General features: G+C 41.1%; 15 protein-coding genes. 10 read left to right on the top strand and 5 right to left on the bottom strand.

The features are described 5' to 3' along the window. Nucleotides 1-440: 440 nt before the first annotated feature. Both purL and truA read left to right on the top strand, forming a co-directional pair. Nucleotides 441-2672, top strand: coding sequence for a phosphoribosylformylglycinamidine synthase subunit PurL (gene purL, locus ACIQ6T_RS09875; protein ID WP_395785917.1), 2232 nt, complete (start codon nucleotides 441-443; stop codon nucleotides 2670-2672). Between the two features lie 7 nt (nucleotides 2673-2679). Beyond that, nucleotides 2680-3435, top strand: coding sequence for a tRNA pseudouridine(38-40) synthase TruA (gene truA / locus ACIQ6T_RS09870; RefSeq protein ID WP_395785915.1), 756 nt, complete (start codon nucleotides 2680-2682; stop codon nucleotides 3433-3435). Here the strand turns inward: truA and radA are convergent. Continuing rightward, nucleotides 3410-4789: a DNA repair protein RadA gene (gene radA, locus ACIQ6T_RS09865; RefSeq protein WP_395785913.1), complete on the bottom strand. Its 1380-nt coding sequence runs from the start codon at nucleotides 4787-4789 to the stop codon at nucleotides 3410-3412. The genes truA and radA overlap by 26 nt on opposite strands. Nucleotides 4790-4896: 107 nt before the next feature. Here radA and ACIQ6T_RS09860 point away from each other — a divergent pair, with 107 nt between their 5' ends. Genes ACIQ6T_RS09860 through ACIQ6T_RS09845 form a run of 4 tightly spaced genes read left to right on the top strand, consistent with a single transcriptional unit; the run spans nucleotide 4897 to nucleotide 10279 of the window. Further along, entirely contained in the window at nucleotides 4897-5574 is a 678-nt protein-coding gene (locus ACIQ6T_RS09860; RefSeq protein ID WP_395785911.1) for a porin family protein, read from the top strand. A gap of 1 nt (nucleotide 5575) precedes the next feature. Continuing rightward, a complete protein-coding gene (locus tag ACIQ6T_RS09855) occupies nucleotides 5576-6220 on the top strand; it encodes a porin family protein (RefSeq protein ID WP_395785909.1) in 645 nt (214 codons plus the stop codon). Between the two features lies 1 nt (nucleotide 6221). Next, on the top strand, nucleotides 6222-7247 hold the full coding sequence (gene pheS / locus ACIQ6T_RS09850; protein ID WP_395785907.1) for a phenylalanine--tRNA ligase subunit alpha: 1026 nt from the start codon (nucleotides 6222-6224) through the stop codon (nucleotides 7245-7247). Nucleotides 7248-7306: 59 nt separating this feature from the next. After that, nucleotides 7307-10279, top strand: a complete 2973-nt coding sequence (locus ACIQ6T_RS09845; protein WP_395785905.1) for a DUF2723 domain-containing protein — start codon at nucleotides 7307-7309, stop codon at nucleotides 10277-10279. Between the two features lie 129 nt (nucleotides 10280-10408). Here ACIQ6T_RS09845 and dnaJ read toward each other — a convergent pair whose 3' ends face one another. Continuing rightward, nucleotides 10409-11575 (bottom strand): molecular chaperone DnaJ, encoded by a 1167-nt coding sequence (gene dnaJ, locus ACIQ6T_RS09840; RefSeq protein ID WP_395785902.1) that lies wholly within the window; start codon nucleotides 11573-11575, stop codon nucleotides 10409-10411. A 6-nt stretch (nucleotides 11576-11581) separates the two neighbouring features. After that, complete coding sequence (locus ACIQ6T_RS09835; RefSeq protein WP_395785900.1) at nucleotides 11582-12088, bottom strand: nucleotide exchange factor GrpE; 507 nt, start codon at nucleotides 12086-12088, stop codon at nucleotides 11582-11584. Nucleotides 12089-12189: 101 nt separating this feature from the next. Here ACIQ6T_RS09835 and queG point away from each other — a divergent pair, with 101 nt between their 5' ends. Beyond that, the gene (queG, locus tag ACIQ6T_RS09830; RefSeq protein WP_395785898.1) at nucleotides 12190-13137 is read left to right on the top strand and encodes a tRNA epoxyqueuosine(34) reductase QueG; all 948 of its coding nucleotides are present in this window, start codon (nucleotides 12190-12192) and stop codon (nucleotides 13135-13137) included. 21 nt (nucleotides 13138-13158) lie between these two features. On the opposite strand, the gene ACIQ6T_RS09825 is transcribed toward queG, so the two are convergent. Continuing rightward, on the bottom strand, nucleotides 13159-14187 hold the full coding sequence (locus ACIQ6T_RS09825; protein ID WP_395785896.1) for a GntR family transcriptional regulator: 1029 nt from the start codon (nucleotides 14185-14187) through the stop codon (nucleotides 13159-13161). A 49-nt stretch (nucleotides 14188-14236) separates the two neighbouring features. On the opposite strand from ACIQ6T_RS09825, the gene ACIQ6T_RS09820 reads away from it, so the two are divergent. The 3 genes from ACIQ6T_RS09820 to ACIQ6T_RS09810 are packed head-to-tail and all read left to right on the top strand — an operon-like array spanning nucleotide 14237 to nucleotide 19965. Then, nucleotides 14237-18478: a two-component regulator propeller domain-containing protein gene (locus ACIQ6T_RS09820; protein ID WP_395785894.1), complete on the top strand. Its 4242-nt coding sequence runs from the start codon at nucleotides 14237-14239 to the stop codon at nucleotides 18476-18478. After that, nucleotides 18465-19424: a zinc dependent phospholipase C family protein gene (locus ACIQ6T_RS09815; protein ID WP_395785892.1), complete on the top strand. Its 960-nt coding sequence runs from the start codon at nucleotides 18465-18467 to the stop codon at nucleotides 19422-19424. Before ACIQ6T_RS09820 ends, ACIQ6T_RS09815 begins: the two co-directional genes overlap by 14 nt. 1 nt (nucleotide 19425) lies before the next feature. Then, nucleotides 19426-19965, top strand: a complete 540-nt coding sequence (locus ACIQ6T_RS09810; RefSeq protein ID WP_395785890.1) for a metallophosphoesterase family protein — start codon at nucleotides 19426-19428, stop codon at nucleotides 19963-19965. Here ACIQ6T_RS09810 and mnmA read toward each other — a convergent pair. After that, the coding region (gene mnmA / locus ACIQ6T_RS09805; protein ID WP_395785888.1) for a tRNA 2-thiouridine(34) synthase MnmA at nucleotides 19962-21045 on the bottom strand (1084 nt) is incomplete at its 5' end. The genes ACIQ6T_RS09810 and mnmA overlap by 4 nt on opposite strands.

Genomic DNA, 21045 nt, shown 5'->3' with positions numbered 1-21045 from the left:
TGATGATCGTCAATAAATGCTTTAACACTTGAAAGCTTGAGATCGTAGGAGTACTTGATTTTTCTTGACATAAAAAAACACCCAATAAGTTGTCCAACTTTTTGGGTGCAGTTCATACTTCGCGTCTTTTTTCTTTGGCAAACCTTTAAGGATTGCCAAAGTTTGAGGCGATTTCACGCCGATTCCTTAGGCTTGTTGCACGTGAGACTTTTTTCTTTGGCAAACCTTTAAGGATTGCCAAAGTTTGAGGCGTTTTCACGCCGATTTCCTTGGCTTCTCTGACGTCCAGAGTCTAAAGTCTAGCGTCTAAGAGACGCGAGGTATCGCGTCTCTACATGAATAGATTTTTACCACATATTTTTTCGGGTCTCTCCTCGAAATTTATTACCTTTGTGCCTTCTTGCGTCGATGCAACAACATTTCTTAATTAACATATAAGCGTGGAATCTAACGAAAGCCTACCAACCCTAGAAACAGCCAAAAAATTAGGTTTATTGCCAGAAGAATATGACCGTATTCAGGAAATTTTAGGCCGCAAGCCAAACTTTACTGAGTTGTCAATCTTCTCTGTCATGTGGTCAGAACACTGTAGTTACAAAAACTCCATTGTTTGGTTAAAGACACTTCCGAAAGATTCTCCTCGTATGTTGGCCAAAGCCGGCGAAGAAAACGCTGGTCTTGTTGACCTAGGCGACGGTTTAGGCTGTGCCTTCAAAATCGAATCGCACAATCACCCTTCGGCATTAGAACCTTATCAAGGTGCAGCGACAGGTGTAGGCGGTATCAACCGGGATATTTTCACCATGGGTGCACGTCCAATAGCTCAGTTAAATTCCTTGCGTTTTGGTAACATTGATTTAGCTAAAACGAAATGGTTGGTGAAAGGGGTTGTGAAGGGAATTGGCGATTACGGGAATGCGTTTGGTATCCCAACGGTCGGTGGAGAAGTTCAGTTTGACGATTGTTATAATGTAAATCCACTCGTAAATGCCTTTTCTGCCGGTATTTTGAAGGTGGGTACCCAAGCATCTGCCATTTCTTATGGGGTAGGTAACGGCGTATTTATCGTAGGATCTGCAACAGGTAAAGATGGAATAGGTGGAGCAAGTTTTGCATCCGAAGATATTACATCCAAATCTTCTGAAAAATTACCTGCAGTACAAGTTGGTGATCCTTTTCAAGAGAAATTATTATTAGAGGCTTCATTGGAAATCATTGAAGCTGGTTGTGTGATTGGTATTCAAGATATGGGTGCGGCAGGAATTATCTGTTCAACCTCTGAAATGTCTGCCAAAGGGGAGCACGGAATGATCATTGATCTTTCCAAAGTTCCAACACGCCAGGCAAATATGAAGCCATTTGAAATTCTATTATCCGAGTCGCAAGAACGTATGTTGATTGTTGTCGAAAAAGGACGCGAAGGAGAGGCGAAGAAGATTTTCGATAAGTGGGATTTGAATTGCGAGCAAATTGGTACGGTAACCGATACTAAACGTTTGGAATTCTATCAAGATGGTGTTTTAGTCGCTGACGTTCCAGCGGATGATTTGGTACTGGGCGGAGGCGCACCAGTTTATCACCGTGAATATAAGGAGCCTGCTTACTTCCAAGAGTTTAAGAAATTTGACATTAATTCAGTACAAGATATTCCAGCGGCAGAATTGCCAAAGGCTTTCGATTTTTTAATGAATCACCCGAATATCGCTTCAAAGAAGTGGGTGGCGGAGCAATATGATTCATCTATTGGTCGGGCGAATCGCAATACCAATGCACCTTCAGATGCAGGTGTGGTTAAAGTTCATGGTTCAAATAAGTCAATTGTCATTACCGTTGATTGTAATTCACGTTATGTAAACGCAGATCCGGAAGAGGGTTGTGCGATGGCGGTTGCGGAGGCGGCGCGAAATATTGTTTGTTCAGGAGGTTTACCGGTGGCGATCACCAACTGCCTCAATTTTGGTAATCCGTACGTTCCAGAAGTTTACTGGCAATTTGTAGGTGCGATTAAAGGAATGAAGAAAGCGTGTGAGGCGTTCGAAACGCCTGTAACAGGTGGTAACGTAAGTTTCTACAACCAATCATCGGATGAAGGTCCGGTGTTCCCTACGCCAACCATTGGTATGTTGGGTATTTTGGAGAAAGCAGAAAACAAGATGACCTTGGATTTTAAGGCTGAAGGAGATTTAGTGTACTTGGTAGGGGAGTCTGTAAATGACATAGCATCTTCTGAGTTTTTATATTCATATCGTAAGGTGAAGGCTTCGCCGGCGCCTCATTTTGATATGCCCACTGAGCAATTGGTTCAAAAAGGGATCTCAGAATTAATTGAAGCCAAATTAATCCAGTCGGCGCATGATGTATCCGATGGTGGAGTTTTAGTAACCTTAGCCGAATCTGCATTCCCACGTGGATTAGGATTCGACGTGAAATCAGATGCGGGTATTCGTCAGGATGCGATGTGGTTTGGTGAGGCACAATCTCGTGTGATTGTATCGGTTGCTCCTGCGAAGAAAGCTGCTTTTGAATCTCATTTAGCTGGTTTAGGAGTTCAATCTTCGCAATTGGGTACGGTAAAAGGTACGGATATGGTGGTAGATGGCCAGGTAGTAAGTTCATTAGCTAAGGCTTCGGGTTCTTACTTCACGGCGCTGGAAACTGCCTTAACAAAATAATTTCAAGATGAGTCGCTATGCACTGCAATTCGCTTACGATGGCGGCTCATTTCATGGATATCAGATCCAACCGAATGCACATAGCGTGCAAGCGGAATTAGAGGAAAAATTAAGTCTTTTATTGGGAGAAACAATTGCGATTACAGGAAGCGGTCGGACGGATACCGGTGTGCATGCCGCGCATCAAATCGCGCATTTCGATACGTCTCTGGGTATCGATGACAATCTGATTTACCGCTTAAATCGCATGCTTTCTCCAGCATTAACTACTCAAGCAATTTTCACGGTAGCGGATGATTTTCATGCGCGTTTCGATGCGACTTCACGAATCTATGAATACCGCATTACTCGTCATAAAGATCCTTTTTTGCGTGATTTTGCCTATTGGTACGAAGCAGATTTGGATGTGGAGGCGATGAATGAGGCAGCGAAATTACTCTTGAATCACACCGATTTTCAGTGTTTTTCTAAAGTAAAGACGGAGGTAACCACGTTTGAATGTACAATCGTGCGCGCTTCATGGGTGCCCCAAACGGATTGTTTAATTTTTACGATTGAAGGCAATCGCTTTTTGCGTGGCATGGTACGGTCGATTGTGGGAACTTTATTGGAAATCGGGATGGGTAAATGGACGGCAGCAGATTTGAAACGGATATTGGAATCAAAAAGCCGACAAGAAGCCGGTCGGGCTGTGCCTGCACACGGGTTGCACTTAGTGAAAGTAACTTATCCGGAGGCTAGTTTTGGCGCCAGATGCTCATGATAACATCCATCAAGCTGGCTGCCGATTTAATCTGAATGCTTTTAGGTTTGTAATTCAAGCCTTTCAAATTATATTTCGAAATCCATATTTCTTTGAAACCTAGTTTTTCTGCTTCAGCGATTCGTTGGTCTATACGCGTTACCGAACGCAATTCGCCGCCTAATCCCACTTCTGCCGCAAAACATTTCGATGAGTCGATGATCTTGTCTTCATAAGAAGAAACCACGGACAGACAAGTTGCCAAATCCAATGCCGGATCGTCCACGCGAATTCCTCCGGTCACATTCAAGAATACGTCCTGCGTACCTAATTTATATCCACCGCGCTTCTCAATTACGGCTAAAAGCATATTTAATCGTTTTCCATCATATCCATTGGCTGTCCGCTGTGCCGTTCCATAGGAAGTGGTGGAAACTAAAGACTGTATTTCAACTAATAGAGGCCGATTTCCTTCCATCAAAGTCCCGATGGCCACACCTGATGCAGGTTCATCGCGTTGAGACAATAAGATCTCCGAAGGATTTGTTACGGCGCGCAAGCCGGAGCCTAACATTTCGTAAATACCCAATTCAGACGTACTACCAAAGCGATTTTTTGTTGTTCGCAGGATTCGATAAATCATGTGTCGGTCACCCTCGAACTGAAGTACCGTGTCCACTAAGTGTTCAAGGACTTTAGGTCCTGCGATGGATCCTTCTTTAGTAATATGGCCAACTAAAAATATCGGGGTGTTGGATTCTTTAGCGAAGCGCATGAGTTCTAGGGCGCATTCGCGGATTTGGGATACGGAACCTGGACCAGATTCAATTTGGTCTGAAAATAGGGTTTGAATGGAATCAACGATGATTAATTCCGGTTCTAAATCCACCAAATGTTTAAAAATGGCTTGGGTATTGGTTTCCGTAAGAATGTATAAGCTATCTGATTTTTTTTCAAGGCGGTCGGCACGAAGTTTAATTTGTTGCTCTGATTCTTCTCCAGTGACATATAAAACTTTAGTGTCACTTAAGGAAAGTGCGACTTGTAGTAGCAGTGTTGATTTACCGATACCGGGTTCACCGCCGATTAACACGAGGCTACCGGGTACGATTCCACCTCCCAATACCCGACTGAATTCTGTATCTGAGCAAGGTATTTTGGGTGTATTTTCGAAGTCTACTTCTTGGAGTAATTTGGGTTGTGGCTTTGTGCGAGCGGAGCTTTTTGTTTTCCAAATTTCGGCTGGGTGTGAGCTAACTTCCACTAATTCTTCCACGAAAGTATTCCATTCTCCGCATGAGGGACATTTGCCTAACCATTTGGGTGCATTGTGTCCGCAAGATTGACAGAAAAATGAAGTTTTAGCTTTTGCCACGCATGATTTTATTTGGTTTCAAAATTACGCTTTTCGTTGGTTTTTCCTTTTTTTTTGGATGAAAAAGGATAATTTTACAGCTTAATTGACTAAAACTGTTTTTGTTCATGAGGATATCGGGTAGGGTTGTTGGCCTTCTATTAATTACTTTCATTTTTGTTGCTCCCTTGCGAGCACAATTGTTGATGCCCGTGCGCAAAGCAACGGGTAATTTTTTCCGATTTGGCATTAAAGGAGGAGTAAGTTTAACCAACCTAACATTAGAGGGGTTAACGGTGGATGGCGTTTCAGACTATGTTGCTCAAAGCATGACGGCTAAAAATGGTTACGTGGCTGGAGTTTATGCACGGTTTGGTCGGCGTGTTTTTATTCAACCGGAATTACTTGCCGGAATTAAATATGCTAAAGTTAACGTGCTTAATGCGGCGCTCGGATTAGATAAAAAAGTGGAGATTGGCTATACCAGTATTGATATTCCGTTGATGTTGGGATACAGATTAGGTCCTTTACACGTTATGGCGGGACCTGTAGCTTCATACAGTGTGACTCCTACTACTACATTTTCTCAACTGAAGGCATTAAATGGCTCATTAAGTGATGCCGCGACTAATGCTTATTTTTCGTACACGGCTGGTGCAGGTATTGATTTATTAGGGTTCACATTCGATGTTCGATATGAGAGTAATTTGACTGATTTGTCAAAAACCATTCCGTTGCCTTCAGGTGTTAATTTTTCTCAAAAAGCGAGCTCATTTCAAGCTACCTTGGGAATGAAAATATTATAAGATGAGAGTATGCCTATTGTTTCTGGTAAGTCTATTGGGTTTTTCGGTGTCTGCCCAAAAATTCCCTTCTTGGCTATCTATTGGCCTAAAAGGGGGTGCAAATATTCAAAATTATTCGACCGATTTTAGATTTAAAGGTGAATCAGTTTTAATTCGAAATAGCTCAGCATTCAAGCAAGGCTACACCTTTGGAGGGTATGCACGCGTAGGTAAAAAGTTTTTTGTTCAGCCGGAAATGACCTTGTCCACGCGCGGTGGCAAGATGACTGCATTGAACTCCACTTCAGGCGTATATTCGGAAGTTGACTCAGATTACATGACCGTAGATGTACCTTTTTTACTGGGATATTCATTTAAGCATATGTATGTAGTAGGTGGTCCAGTAGGATCTCTCGGTCATGCGCGCTATGACAATTTGGAAGAGCTCACGCATTATTACTTTAATGGATATGGTAAATTAGGAATTCCACGATTTTTGTATTCGTACCAAGCGGGTGTAGGCTTTACGTATTCCCGATTAAGTTTAGATGTTCGCTATGAGTTAGGTCAAACTGATTTAGCCGCGAATTTATTGAAACCGGAAGGTGTTTATTTCTCTCAAAAACCGCAGTCGGTACATGTGACAGTAGGTTTTAAGTTATTTTAATATGAAGGATAAAATACAGGCTATACAGTCTGAAATTGAGGCATTTATTATTTCAGATGCCGCTGCTTTAGAGCAATTTCGCATTCAGTTTGTGGGTCGCAAAGGCCGTTTAGCTGATTTGTTTGATGGTTTAAAAGATGTCGCTGCGGAGAGTCGGCGTGAGGTAGGCCAAGCTTTAAACAGTTTAAAAAATTTAGCTGAATCCAAGTTTACAGTTGCTCAAGAAGAATTTGCAGGGGCAGACCAGTCGGTGCAAGTGCCTGATGACCTAACGCTTTCAGACCCTTTGATTCAAGGTTCGTTACACCCATTGACATTAGTTCGTTCCCGTATTTTGGAGATATTTAATCGCATGGGCTTTTCGGTATCAGATGGACCCGAAATTGAAACAGATTTCTACAATTTTACCGCGTTAAATTTCCCAGAGAATCACCCGGCACGCGAAATGCAGGATACGTTTTTCATCGAAAAGGGACAAGGCGAAATTCAAGATGATGTCTTATTGCGTACGCATACGTCGAATGTTCAAATTCGACTAATGCAACATGCGAAACCTCCATTTCGTTCGATTATGCCTGGTCGTGTTTTTCGTAATGAGGCCATTTCAGCGCGAGCTCATTGTTTATTTCATCAAGTAGAAGGCTTGTATGTCGACAAGGATGTAAGCTTTAAAGATTTAAAAGATACGCTCTATCATTTTGCGAAAGAGATGTTTGGCAAGGATACGAAAGTTCGTTTCCGTCCTTCTTATTTTCCGTTTACTGAGCCAAGTGCGGAGATGGATATTACATGCCTTTTATGCAAGGGAGATGGTTGCAATGTATGTAAGCAAGCTGGTTGGGTTGAAATTGCGGGTGCGGGTATGGTTGATCCAAATGTGTTGGAAAATGTAGGTATTGATTCCAAGGAATATTCCGGTTTTGCTTTTGGTATGGGTATTGAACGTATTACTATGTTAAAATACCAAATCAAAGATTTACGTCTATTTACGGAAAATGATGTCCGTTTTCTACGTCAGTTCAATTAACAAATTTTAAATTCCGTGAGTGCGGAGTTTGACTTACTTTTGACATTATTTTAATTCTTATGCAGCAATTTAAACGCAATAATAACCTCGCAGGTTGGATTGTTTTTGCCATTTCCCTGATAACGTATACGTTGACTGTGGAGCCAACAGCCTCTTTTTGGGATTGTGGTGAATTCATAGCTTGTGCGTACAAGTTACAAGTTCCACATCCTCCTGGAGCTCCCTTATTCTTATTGCTCGGTCGAATGTTTTCATTCCTCGCATTAGGGGATGTCACCCGTGTTGCCTTTTGGATAAATATGATGTCAGTGGTTTCAAGTGCACTTACGATCTTGTTTATGCATTGGACGATTGTCATGATTGGACGTAAAGTTTTACGTAAATCATTTGCCGAGTTAACGCAATCTGAGGGCATTATTTTATTGCTATCAGGGGTTGTTGGATCATTAGTTTATGCCTTTTCAGATTCGTTTTGGTTCTCTGCAGTTGAAGCGGAAGTTTATGCCATGTCTTCGTTTTTTACAGCGATTGTGGTTTGGGCTGCTTTTCGTTGGGAATTGGTCGAGAATGAAGCCGAAGCGAATCGTTGGATTTTATTTATCGCGTATTTAGTTGGCCTTTCCATAGGTGTCCACCTACTGAACTTAGTTACTTTGCCAGCCTTGGCATTGTTGTGGTATTTTAAGAAAGAGGCTAAGCCAACGTATAAAGGTGGCTTTATTGCGGTTTTGGTGGGGTTATTTATACTTGGTGTGATTAATTCGGCCATTATTCCGGGCTTGCCTTCGATTGCTTTTTGGTTCGAATTGCAGTTTGTCAATACCTTAGGAATGAGTTACGGTATGGGTGCCATTTTCTTTTTGTTGGTGCTTCTAGCAGCTATTGTTTTTGGTATTCGTTATTCATACAAAGCGGGAAAAGAGGTGTTAAATGTCGCTTTATTCTCACTTGTATTTCTTTTGATTGGGTATTCAACGTATACGGTGGCATTGGTTCGGTCTGGCTATAACCCACCGATCAATGAGAATGATCCGAGTAATATTTTGAATTTCTTGAAGTATTTGAAACGTGAGCAATATGGATCACGCTCGTTGTTGTACGGTCCTGTATATACGGCTCAGATTGAGGAGTTTAAAGAGGGGGAGGAAGTTTACAAGATGAAAGACGGTAAGTACGTGGTGTATACGCACAAGCCGGAGTATGTGTATCAGAAGGACCAACAAATGTTATTGCCGCGTGTTTGGAGTAATTCAGGCCAACATGTTGCCTTGTACCAAGATATGCTGGGAATTCCGGCAGGTCAAAAACCAGGTTTTGGGGATAACTTACGATTTATGTTTAGCCATCAAATGGGGCATATGTATATGCGTTATTTGTTGTGGAATTTTGTTGGCCGTGAGAGTGATCAGCAAGATGCTTGGGCGATTAATGCTTTTGAGGATACGTCTAAATTGCCTGATGTGATGAAAAATAATAAGGCACGAAATAACTATTATTACTTGCCTTTAATTTTAGTGTTGCTTGGGTTTTATTTATTGTATCGGAAAAATGAGAAGGATTTCTTGGTGACGATTATGATGTTTGTTTTAACGGGTGTGGGTTTGGTTGTTTATTTAAATTCTCCGCCTGTAGAGCCTCGTGAGCGTGATTATATTTATGTGGGATCGTTTTATTTTTTAGCGATTTGGGCTGGTTTGGGTGTGATGCAATTAGGGGAGTGGTTAGCGCTAATCGTAAAGAAACCACAGGTTCGTTGGGCATTATTAACCGTTTTAAGTTTCTCGGCACCTATTATTTTAGCGCAGCAAAACTGGGATGATCATGATCGTAGTGGCCGTTACCATCAAATTGATTTCGCTAAAAACTTATTGAATTCATGTGCTCCTAATGCGATTTTATTCACGGGTGGTGATAATGATACATTTCCATTGTGGTACGTGCAGGAGGTGGAAGGTTTCCGTACGGATGTTCGGGTTTGTAATTTGTCTTTATTGGGGACGGACTGGTATATCGATCAGATGAAGCGTCAAACATATCAATCAAGCCCTTTGCCTATTTTGTTGAAGAAGGATCAGTTTTTGGAGGGAGTTAACGATCAAATCATGTATTCCGAAAATCCGAATATTAAGGAGATGTCTTTGCCGGATTATTTGGATTTAGTGCACAAGGATGATCCTCGTATTCAGGCGCAAACACAGAGTGGAGAATTGATTAATACATTCCCGTCAGATTCACTTGTGATACCAGTAAATGCGATGAAAATAGCTCAATCAAATTGGTTTCCCAAGGAATTTGTGCCATTCTTATCGGATCGTTTGAGTTGGAAATTACCTTCGAAAAATATCTTTAAAGGCGAGTTAATTCAGTTGGAAATTATTTCAAATAATGCGTTATCTGGCTGGACTAGACCAATCTATTTTGCTGCCACGTTACCGAACGACCAGTATGTAGGTCTAAAGGAAAGCATGCAATTAGAGGGTTATGCATATCGTTTGATGCCATTTAAAATTCAAGGTGCACAAGATGGTTTTGTGAATTCGAAAATCATGGCGGATAATATGTTAAATAAGATGTATTGGCGCGGATTGAATGATGAGAAGGTTTATTATCATGGTGATTTTTACATGGGGATTCCAAGTGTGACGTTGCGTTTAGGTACGTACCGACTAGCGGATCAATTAGTGCGGGAAGGCAATATACCTTTAGCTAAAAAGGTTTTGGATCATTTAGAGCGTGTTATGCCAAATAAGGTAATTCCTTATGATCAATTTTCGGCGAGTATGGTTGGCCTATACCTTTCTATGGGTGAGCAAGCCAAGGCATTGAAAATGGCTAAAATAATGGTTGACCGTAATGATCAGGCTTTAGATTATTATTTAGCTGGTGGGCTTCGTGCGCATGAGCGAGACATTCAAATTGCTTTATATGAAATGAATGTAATTGTTTCGTCGTTCAAGGAATCTAAAGTAGCTCCGGCTCAATACAAAGCCTTGGAATCCAAATTCATGAAGCAGCTGGCGAGGGTGCAATAATAATTAGACGCTAGACTATAGACGTCAGACGCTAGAATTTAAAAAGCCCAAGCTAATTTGCTCGGGCTTTTTTAGTGTAATGACCGTCTAAGGTCCAGTGTCTAACGTCTAACGTCTTGCGTCTAACGTCTAGGAGAACATATCTCTCACCTTATGAAAGAATCCTTTCTCCGACTTCCCAGGTTGTGGGGCGAAGTTGGCCGAGTCGCGTAATTTTTCTAGTAGTTCGCGCTCTTCTTTGCTCACTTCTTTAGGCGTCCAAATATTCACATGGACTAATTGGTCTCCTACGGAATAACCATTTAGTTCTTTGATCCCTTTTCCTTTTAAGCGAAGAATCTTTCCACTTTGCGTTCCTGCTTCTAATGTGATTTTAGCCTTTCCGCCGATCGTAGGTACTTCGACTGAGGTTCCTAGGGCTGCATCAACAAAGCTTACATAAAGATCAAAAATTACGTTGTTTCCATCGCGATGGAGCAATTCGTGGGATTCTTCTTCAATAACGATTAATAAATCTCCTGCTACGCCACCACGCGGAGGAACATTTCCTTTGCCCGACATTGATAATTGCATGTCATTCGAAACACCTGCAGGGATTTTGATTGGGATGATTTCTTCTTCTAATACGCGGCCTTCACCGAAACAAGCATCACATTTAGCACCTATGCTTTTGCCTTCGCCACTACATGTGGGGCAGGTGGATGAAGTAACCATTTGGCCCAACATCGTATTTTGAACGCGTTTTACTTGACCAGAACCTTGGCAGGTGCCACAGCTTTTTAAGTCGGTGCCGTTCTTAGATCCATTACCTGAGCAAGATTTACATGCTACATGGCGTTTTACCTTGATTTTCTTTTCAACGCCGTTAGCTATCTCCTCCAGGTTTAATTTCAATTTGATGCGTAGGTCTGTTCCTTTCCGTTGGCGTCTACCACCTCCACGGCCGCCATTGAAAAAGCTACCAAATGGGCTATCGTCGCCACCGCCACCGAAAATATCCCCAAATTGAGAGAATATATCTTCCATGTTCATGCCTTGGCCTCCGAATCCAGCACCACCTGCCGCTCCACCCATACCTGCATGACCAAATCGGTCATATTGCGCTTTCTTTTGGGAATTACTTAATACTTCGTAGGCTTCTGCTGCTTCCTTGAATTTTTCTTCCGAAGCTTTGTCATCCGGATTTTTATCCGGGTGATATTTAACAGCTAGCTTACGATAAGCCTTTTTGATTTCATCCTCAGATGATGATTTGGATACGCCTAATACCTCGTAATAATCTCTTTTCTGCGCCATTTTAAATTAGTTACCAACCACCACTTTTGCGAAGCGAATGACTTTTTCGTTTAATGTATATCCTTTTTCAACTACCTCCATGACCTTTCCTTTTTCTTCGTCAGTTGGCGCAGGAAATTGCGTAATGCAATCATGCAATTCCGCATCAAAAACTTCGCCTTTGGCAGGTAATTCTTTCAGTCCTTTTGCTTGAAGTGTGGCTGAGATTTTAGCAAATATCAATTGGATTCCTTCTGATATTTCGCCTTCTGGTGCATTCGCTAAGGCGCGCTCATAATCGTCGATGACAGGTAATAAGTCTACGATTAATCCAGCAGAGGCTGTTTGAATTAGGTCAATTTTCTCCTTCGCCGTTCTTTTTCTAAAGTTTTCAAAGTCTGAATATAAACGAAGGTATTTTTCTTTCATTTCGGCCAATTCATCTGGCGCTTGTGTTTCCTCGGTCGGTGCTTGTTCAGCAGTCTCTTGTACGATTTCTTCGTCGATTGGCTTTTCAGTCTCTTTCTTTTTCATAAGGCAAAATTAATAGGCTTTTCCTTTAGTCAAATCATAGGCCAAAAACTATTTTCTGACAGTTTGGCATAAATTCAGTGAGCTTCGTAATTTTATGGCACATGAATTCGTCACCATCTCACGTTTCCCAAACCATTAAACGCCTAGCACACCAGCATGGTTTTCAATTTTGTGGGATTTCTAAAGCCGAATTTCTATCCGAAGAAGCTCCGCATTTGGAACGTTGGTTAAATCAACAGATGCACGGCGAGATGAGCTACATGGCGAATCATTTTGATAAACGCCTGGATCCGCGCAAACTAGTGGACGATTGTCAAACGGTCATTTCGCTTGCTTTTAATTACTTCCCAGATCCTTCCATTCAGGTCCTAGCCGACTCTTTTAAAGTCTCCAAATATGCATTTGGCAAAGATTACCATGTTGTGATTAAAGATAAAATGAAGCTTTTGTGGGATGATCTTCAACGAGAAATAGGTGATTTTTCTGGTCGGATGTTTGTGGACTCTGCTCCTGTATTAGAAAAAGCGTGGGCTAAAAAGTCTGGCTTGGGGTGGATTGGGAAGAATGCCAACTTAATCATTCCGAAGCAAGGGAGTTTCTTTTTCTTAGCGGAGCTTTTGGTGGATTTAAAAGCGGAGCCCGATGGCCCCATCAAGGATTTTTGTGGGACATGTACGCGCTGTATTGAGGCATGTCCAACCGATGCGATTACGCCTTATGTTGTCGATGGCTCTAAATGTATCAGTTATTTTACGATTGAGCTGAAGGATCAAATGCCGGCTGAGTTGCAGGCCAACTTCCAAGATTGGATTTTTGGATGTGATATATGTCAAGATGTTTGTCCATGGAATCGTCATTCTAAACCACATACTGAAATAGCGTTTCAGCCTAACGAAAAGTTTTTAGATTTAACGAAGCAAGATTGGGAGGATTTATCTGAAGATCTATTTAAGGAACTATTTCAGTTTTCAGCGATTAGTCGAACTAAACTGAAAGGACTGCGCCGTAATATAGCTTATACAAAAAAAAACGGGTCACGAAAATCATGACCCATTTCAGCAAATTAAACCCTAAAGTGATTTTCTAATAATAAATTGTAATGCTAATTCATGGCTGCTTTTGTCGTTATCTTGAATCAATTGAGCAGCCATTTCACCTAATAAGCTTGGTTGGTTAGATAACACCGTAATGCCTCCAGCAACTATTTCTTTGAAATGACAATCGTTAAACGCGATTAAGCCTAGATTTTCACCAACACACAACCCGTTAGTCTCCCCGTATTTGATAGCCTTCACCAGGTCTTTGTCATCTAATGTGAAATAAATTTCACCAGCACGGACATCCTCCGGATCTAGGCCATCCAATACTTGGAACTCCAAGCCATTCGCTTCGCAGAATTCACTACAGCCATTAATCAATCCAGCATCGAAATAATCCTCCTCTGAAACGACTAAATTGAACGAATGGTATTTATTAAACAGGTTTATTTGGTTTGAAAAGTGAAAGTTTATAGCCGTTTTAGGCTGTGAGGTAATGCTTGCATGCGCATTGGACATGCTATTGAAGTTTTGGTCTAAAAGAATCAAACGGTCACCTGAAATCTTTCTTAAGCATTTGATGTTCTCTTCCTCTTCTTCAATTAAATGCGGCATGATGACGTAGTAGTGGTAGTTGCCCAACTGCTGTGCCATGATTTCCTGAAATTGGCGTGTCTTGTATTGGTAAGTATAAATATCCACCATGACATTTTTGCCTAATGACTCGCAAAATGAATCAAAAATCTCTTTATTGGTGTTGGTGATTTTCCCCACCAAAAAAAGCACTTTGGTTTTGGTCTTAATAGACGAGTTAGAAATGAAGTATCCTTTCCGAAAGATCGACGTGATGACACCCATTTTATGTAATTCGGTATATGCACGTTCAACCGTATCGCGGGATAAATAGCATTCCTCGGAGGCTTCGTTGATAGACGGTAATCTTTCACCCGGTTTTAATTCACCCATCTCAATATCTTGCAACAGCGAATTGATTAATTGCTGGTATTTCGGAAGCTTGTTATCCGAGTTTTTGGCAGAAAAGGATACGAATGTCTTGACCATGTTTGTGTATGCTATTCTTTTATGAATCACATAAACAAATGTAATCTACATGTTCTTATTTGGATTGGACAAATCTTTCAAATTAGTGGACGATTCTTGCAATTTACCGTATTTGCAAGCTTTTTATACCTATTTACTTAAAGTTAACCCTGAATATATACCTGTAGGTCGGCGTAACTTTTGCCTTTATTTTTCTAATTTACACATTCAATTTTCTATGATGTTGCGGACTTTTATGTGTTTGTTATGGCTCCTGATTTCAACTTCCCTTTTCGGGCAAGTTGGCAATCGTTTTGAGCGTTTGACAACCTCCTCGGGTTTATCTCAAAGTTCGATTTACAAGATTATTCAAGACAAGAAAGGGTTTCTTTGGTTTGCTACTGCCGACGGGTTAAATCGATATGATGGGCATAATTATAAAATATTTCGCAATGACCCGAGTGATCCTACAACCTTAAGTGGAAGTGATATTTTTTCCGTCATAGAAGATGATGAGGGGAATTTGTGGGTGGGAACGCGGTCTTCTGGATTGAATCATTTAGATCTAAAAACAGGTAAAATCATTCGTTTTACGCGTGGACCTAATGGGCAAGATATTAGCAATTTAAACATTCCATCATTTGTTAAATTAGGTAATCATCGGATTGGAGTGGCAGCACTTGGAGTAGGTTTTTTAGTTTTTAATACGCAAACGAAGAAATTGCTGGCTGCAGAATCTGAAATCAATAATCCTTTGGTCAAAGATGTGGTTCGATTATTTAAACATAGCAATGGTTCGTTATGGTTTGGAACCCGAACAGGACAATTAATCTCTGTTCTCGGTAAGCATAGTTTTATGCCATTTTCTATCGGACAAAATCAAGTAAAATCTAGGATTCGGGTAATTTATGAAGCCAAAAACGGCGATATTTTAGTAGGTACAGATGGGGCAGGGTTATTTCAATTCAATCCGACTAATCAAAAATTCCGATCCGTATTTTATCAGGCTTCAAATCCGTTAGCACGGCAAAATATCGTCACAAGTTTAACACGTGATGCCTTACAAAATCTTTGGATCGGCACTGATGATGGTGTTTATGTTCTTAATGGCGACGATTTCAAGCGTTATAAGCACATTCCTTCCAATCCGGATCCAGAATTGGGAATAAGTTCTTTTTCCGTCATGAGCTTATTTACAGATTCGAATTTGAATACGTGGATAGGTACGTGGGAAGCAGGATTAAACATCAGTTTCTTTCAAAAGCCTAGATTTTCAGTTCTTCGTTATAAACCTAATACAATCCAAGGTTTATTAAGTAATAAAGTGACCGCTCTAGCAGCTTCAAATACCTCAGGTGTGTGGGTTGGAAGTAATTTTGGCCTATCTTATTTCGATTACAAAAAGCGGAAATTAGATCATATTATTTACAATGAGTCGGCAAATAAACTTAGTGCCGCAGGTGATTTAGATGTGAATTTTTTGGAGGCTATGCCTACTGGTGATGTTTGGATCGGTTTTTGGGGAAAAGGCCTGAATCATTTATCTGCCGATCGGAAATTAACTAATCATCCTTATTTGCCTGGGCGGCGTGAAGCAAATTTCAATTGCATATTGCCATTTGAAAATCAATTGTTAATGGGGACTGTTGGTCAAGGAGTCGTTTCTTTTAATCCACAAACGCAACGTTATGGAATTCCATTTTCGCTTTTAGGTAGTAAAACATTTCAAAATCGGGCAATAATTGATTTGAATCTGATTAATGGAAATCAGCTTTGGATTGCAACAGTAAGCTCGGGGCTTTATATCTATGATTTGAACACCAATAAATTGAATCATTTGGTAAAAACAGCAGACGCTAAAAGTCTGAGTTATAATCACGTAACAAAAACATATCAAGACAAGCAAAAGCGTGTTTGGGTACTTACTAATGGTGGTGGAGTTAATTTATTTCAAGCTGAAAAACAAAATTTTCGCGTGTTTACGGTTAAGGATGGGTTAGCGAGTAATACCGTCCGTGGTGTTGTGGAGGATGGCAAAGGTGATTTGTGGTTTACAACGACTAATGGCATTTCAAAAATGGATGGGCAAACGCTTCGATTTATCAATTTTGAAGAAGCGGATGGTTTGCAGGGAAAGGAATTTATGGCCAAAGCTTTTGCTTCAAATAAGCAAAATTGGTTGTTTTTTGGCGGTGTAAATGGCCTAAATTACCTTAAATCTGATAGTTTGCGGATGCGGCTGGATGTCCCCAATGTCTATGTGACTAGTTTTAAATTATTTAATCAAGTCGTTGAACCAAGTCAGGAAGGGAGTCCACTGCAATTTGATATTAGTCGGACGAAGCAAATTACGCTCCAACCAGGCCAATCGGTTTTTAGCTTGGATTTTGTTGCCCTGGAATATCAGCGTCCCAAGAACAATCGATATGCGTACTATTTAGCCGGTTTTGAAAAGGATTGGAATTATGTGGGAACAAGTCGATCCGCAACGTATACGAATCTTTCACCGGGAGATTATACGTTTAAAGTAAAGGCTTCGAACTCGGATGGGATTTGGTCTGAAATTCCAATGGAGTTGTTGATTACCGTTTTACCACCTTGGTATCGTACCTGGTGGGCGTATGCAGGCTATATGCTGATACTGATCGCCGCAATCTATTTGTTTATTCGCGAGGTCAAAATTCGGGAGGCATTTAAGACTGATATTCGGTTGAAGGAAATCGAAAAAGAACGTATTCGCGAGTTGGAGCAAGTAAAGACTCACTTTTTTACCAATATTTCCCATGAGTTGCGAACACCATTGACGCTAATTATTAGTCCAATTGAAAAGTATTTTTTACAAAATTCAGCACTTACTGGCATGCAAGAAAAGCGGATGTCCTCCGTTTATCAAAATGCGCAGAAATTACTTCGTTTAATTAATCAACTACTTGATTTGTCAAAAATTGAATCGGGTAAACAGCATCCAATCATCGCTAAACATGATTTGGTCGTACAGATGAATGGAATTATTCAAGGTTTTGAAAATTATGCACTGCAGAAACAAATCAAATTAACTTGGAAAGCTCCTGTTGCTTCTTTATACGTCTATTATGATGCAGATATCTTAGAAAAATGTGTTAGTAATTTGTTATCCAATGCCTTTAAGCATACTCCGGAAGACGGGAAAATTGGCGTTTCCTTGGATCTTGACTGTGTGTTTGTAGATGGCGAGGCAGAAGTGCTTCAAGTGTTTATTCGCATTTTAGATACAGGGAAAGGAATTTCCGCAGAGCATCTTCCGCATATCTTTGATCGTTTTTATCAAATCCCTGAGTCAGTATCGGTGGTCGGAACAGGCGTCGGTCTTTCACTTTGCAAGGAATTAGTGACGTTACATTTAGGGGAGATCGAAGTTCAAAGTACCTTGGGAGAGGGGAGTGTTTTTGGCTTTCGAATTCCTGTGCGTAAAATAGATTTTGACCCTGCTTGGATTCAAGAAAAGTTAATGACCATTAAATCCCTTGAGCCAGTGGCTCCTTTAACGGATGTCATTGAAAAGGAAAAACAAATTTTGTTGATTGTAGATGATCATACGGAATTGCGTCAATTTGTGGCTGATATTTTTCAATCTAAATTTCAGGTCATGGAAGCCTCAAGGGGTGAAGATGCGTTGGAGATGGCTTTAACTTATTTGCCAGATGTGGTGATTACGGATTGGATGATGCCGGGTATGAGTGGCGTAAATTTATGTCGGGCACTGCGTCAAAACCCGAAAACAAATCATATTCCACTCGTTTTATTGACCTCCAAAAGTTCCCAAGAAAGTCAGATTGAAGGTATGCAGTCCGGAGCTGATGACTTCGTGAGTAAACCTTTTAATGCGGACATCTTAGAAATTCGTGTGAATAAATTGTTGGAGTCCAAAGAGCGAAATCGGAAAAATTGGCAAAAGCAGATGATCCAACAGGAATTGAGTGAAGGGAAATTGCCTACCTTTGAGGATGCTTTCTTAGTGAAGGCAACGCAGTTGATTATTGCGAATTTGAGTAATGCCGACTTTGACGTAGAGGACCTTGAAAAAGGCCTAGATATGAGTAAAATGCAGTTATATCGAAAATTAAAGATGTTGACATCCTTAGCGGCCAACGAATTTATTCGGTCGATACGCTTGCAGCAAGCAAAAGTTTTAGTCGAAAATTCAACGTTTAACATTGCCGAAATTGCGTACCAAGTAGGATTTAATGACCCGGCTTACTTCGCTCGAGCCTTTAAAAAACAATATGGCAAAACGCCTAAATCATTCATCAAACCAACTCATGAAAAAAATTAGTCTTTTCATTCTTGTGCTATGTTCCTCTTGGGGATTTTTGGCGCACAAGACTTTGCAACAAGTGTCTATTTACCAGTTACCTGATGGGCTAGCGTCTTATTTTTATGCGAATCAGGAATACGTCGTCCAACAATCCATTCGTCCGGATGTGCGCCGGAAAGAAGACAAATTGGAAGATGCAAAACATTATTTAGACATGGATGCTGAATTGTTTTGGGCTAATTACAAAACCGATATTCCCCATGATTTCAATGCAGCGGTAAAAAAGTATACGCTTGATAGTTTGCGCAAGGAAGGCTTAGTGCCTTGGGAGGTTACCCGTGTTTATGGCCGATTAGTACATGCGTTTAGAAAAGAAATGCGTGATTCGGTCTTATTTTACGCGGCTGATTTAGGTCACTACGTGGCGGATGCACACGTTCCTTTGCACACCACAAAAAATCACGATGGCCAGTTGACAGGCCAAAAAGGGATGCATGTGTTATGGGAAAGTTTGGTTCCAGAAGATCAATTGCGGACGTATAATTTAAGTCAAGTAGATGGTGTACAATACATTGCCAAACCACAGGATTTTATCTTCCAAATTTTATTGGAATCACATGCGATGCTACCAGCTATGTTTACAGCCGAAAAAGAAGTACGCGCGGCATTAGGGGAGGATGGGTCATTTGAAATGGTAGAAAAATATGGTCGGAAGCAACGCTATTATACCAAAGCCTTTATTCAAGCTTATGGGGCTAAGTTAGGGGTGTCGGTTGAAAAACGCATGTTAGTGGCATCTTCACGTGTTGCATCTTTTTGGTTTTCTGCTTGGAAAGATGCAGGTTCTCCTGCCTGGGTTAATCAAGATGCGGCGGTCATGGCTCGCCTAGCTGAAGAACGCGTTGTTTGGAAAAAGAATGCGCTCATTTCCAGTGGTGCACTTATTTCAGTAAAAGCGAAGTAAGATGGTTAAGGTTTTATTGCTCTCCGATACGCATAGTTATTTGGATCCACGCCTAGATGAACATTTGAAGGCGTGCGATCAAATTTGGCATGCGGGTGATTGGGGTTCTGTGGAGCTGGCAGATAAATTAGCTGCCTACGGAAAACCGATTGCGGGGGTGTACGGGAATATTGATGACCGAACCATTCGAAATATGTATCCTAAAATAAGGCGCTTTCGTTGTGAAGACGTAACAGTAGCTATGACGCATATTGCAGGAGCTCCTTCCAATTACAAACCTGATGCGTTAGAGGCTTTTTCGAAAGGATTACCCATGATTTTTGTCTGCGGACATTCGCATATATTACAAATTAAACGGGATGTCAAACGTAATAACATGCTGTTTTTGAATCCGGGGGCGGCCGGCCAACATGGTTTTCATCCGGAACAAACGGCGTTGCGTTTTAAGATTGATGGAACACGGGTTTTTGACATGGAAGTGATCCAAATGCCACGCATTAAAGTAAAATTGACACCTGAAGAAGCAAAGTTGATTCCTTAGTTGGCAACCTCAAAGGATTGCACATGCTCAAATACGCTTCCTTTTTGGAACGATTTTAATATCCAACCACCTCCAATGACATCATTTCCTTCGTAGAAAACGGCTGCTTGGCCTGGCGCAATGCCACTAACATCCGCATGAAAGTCAACTTTGATTTTAGCACCGTGTTGGTAAATGACCGCTTCCGTTCCTGCGTCTTTGTATCGAACTTTTGTTACAGTTTCTATGCCTTCAGCGGGAATTTCTGGGTATTTCTGAAGATTGAGTTGACCTACCCACATGCCCGTCCGATTTAAATCAGCAATCTCGCCAATCACAACTTCATTGGTCTCTTTGCGAATCTCAATTACGTAAGCTGGATAACCAAAGGCTTTGCCCAAACCTTTTCGTTGGCCCACCGTATAAAATGGATAGCCTTCATGTGTGCCAATCACCTTACCAGAAGTATCCACAAAATTTCCGCCGGCTACTTCCGCTTCTAATTCAGGTAAACGTCGCTTTAAAAATCCACGGTAATCATTATCTGGCACAAAGCAGATCTCATAGCTCTCTGATTTATTAACTAAATCCACAAAACCACGTTCGGTAGCCATCTCACGAATACGCGCTTTGGTCAATCCGCCCAAAGGTAAAATGGTGCGCGCTAGACTAGATTGCGAAACTCCCCAAAGCACGTAACTCTGATCCTTTAAAGCATCTACTCCTTTTGAAATGATATGTCGGCCATTTTCTTCACGTATCTGTGCATAGTGTCCGGTCGCGATAAATTCACAACCTAATTGATCCGCACGCCGAAGTAGTGCGTCCCATTTTATGTGCGTATTACACATGACACATGGGTTTGGGGTACGTCCATCCACGTATTCTTGCGTGAAGTAATCGATGACCGAATCACCAAATTCTTCACGTATATCCAATATATAATGGGGAAAACCGAGTGAGACTGCTATATGGCGCGCGTCATTAATGGAATCTAGGGAACAGCAGCCTGTTTCCTTTTTATCTCCACCTGAACTGGCATAATCCCAGGTTTTCATGGTCATTCCAATGACCTCATATCCTTGTTCGTGTAATAAAACA

Origin of the sequence: Aquirufa sp., from assembly GCF_044377215.1 — a bacterium.
Taxonomy (GTDB): Bacteria; Bacteroidota; Bacteroidia; order Cytophagales; family Spirosomataceae; genus Aquirufa.
The sequence above is the reverse complement of the archived record's forward strand: the minus strand, read 5'-3'. Positions and strand labels throughout refer to the sequence as shown.

Coding starts and splice junctions, on each gene's coding strand:
- ACIQ6T_RS09845 (WP_395785905.1), top strand. CDS start 7,307: ATGCAGCAATTTAAACGCAATAATAACCTCGCAGGTTGGATTGTTTTT.
- ACIQ6T_RS09815 (WP_395785892.1), top strand. CDS start 18,465: ATGAAAAAAATTAGTCTTTTCATTCTTGTGCTATGTTCCTCTTGGGGA.
- ACIQ6T_RS09835 (WP_395785900.1), bottom strand. CDS start 12,088: ATGAAAAAGAAAGAGACTGAAAAGCCAATCGACGAAGAAATCGTACAA.
- ACIQ6T_RS09855 (WP_395785909.1), top strand. CDS start 5,576: ATGAGAGTATGCCTATTGTTTCTGGTAAGTCTATTGGGTTTTTCGGTG.
- ACIQ6T_RS09810 (WP_395785890.1), top strand. CDS start 19,426: ATGGTTAAGGTTTTATTGCTCTCCGATACGCATAGTTATTTGGATCCA.
- ACIQ6T_RS09825 (WP_395785896.1), bottom strand. CDS start 14,187: ATGGTCAAGACATTCGTATCCTTTTCTGCCAAAAACTCGGATAACAAG.
- truA (WP_395785915.1), top strand. CDS start 2,680: ATGAGTCGCTATGCACTGCAATTCGCTTACGATGGCGGCTCATTTCAT.
- ACIQ6T_RS09820 (WP_395785894.1), top strand. CDS start 14,237: ATGTTCTTATTTGGATTGGACAAATCTTTCAAATTAGTGGACGATTCT.
- ACIQ6T_RS09860 (WP_395785911.1), top strand. CDS start 4,897: ATGAGGATATCGGGTAGGGTTGTTGGCCTTCTATTAATTACTTTCATT.
- queG (WP_395785898.1), top strand. CDS start 12,190: ATGAATTCGTCACCATCTCACGTTTCCCAAACCATTAAACGCCTAGCA.
- pheS (WP_395785907.1), top strand. CDS start 6,222: ATGAAGGATAAAATACAGGCTATACAGTCTGAAATTGAGGCATTTATT.
- dnaJ (WP_395785902.1), bottom strand. CDS start 11,575: ATGGCGCAGAAAAGAGATTATTACGAGGTATTAGGCGTATCCAAATCA.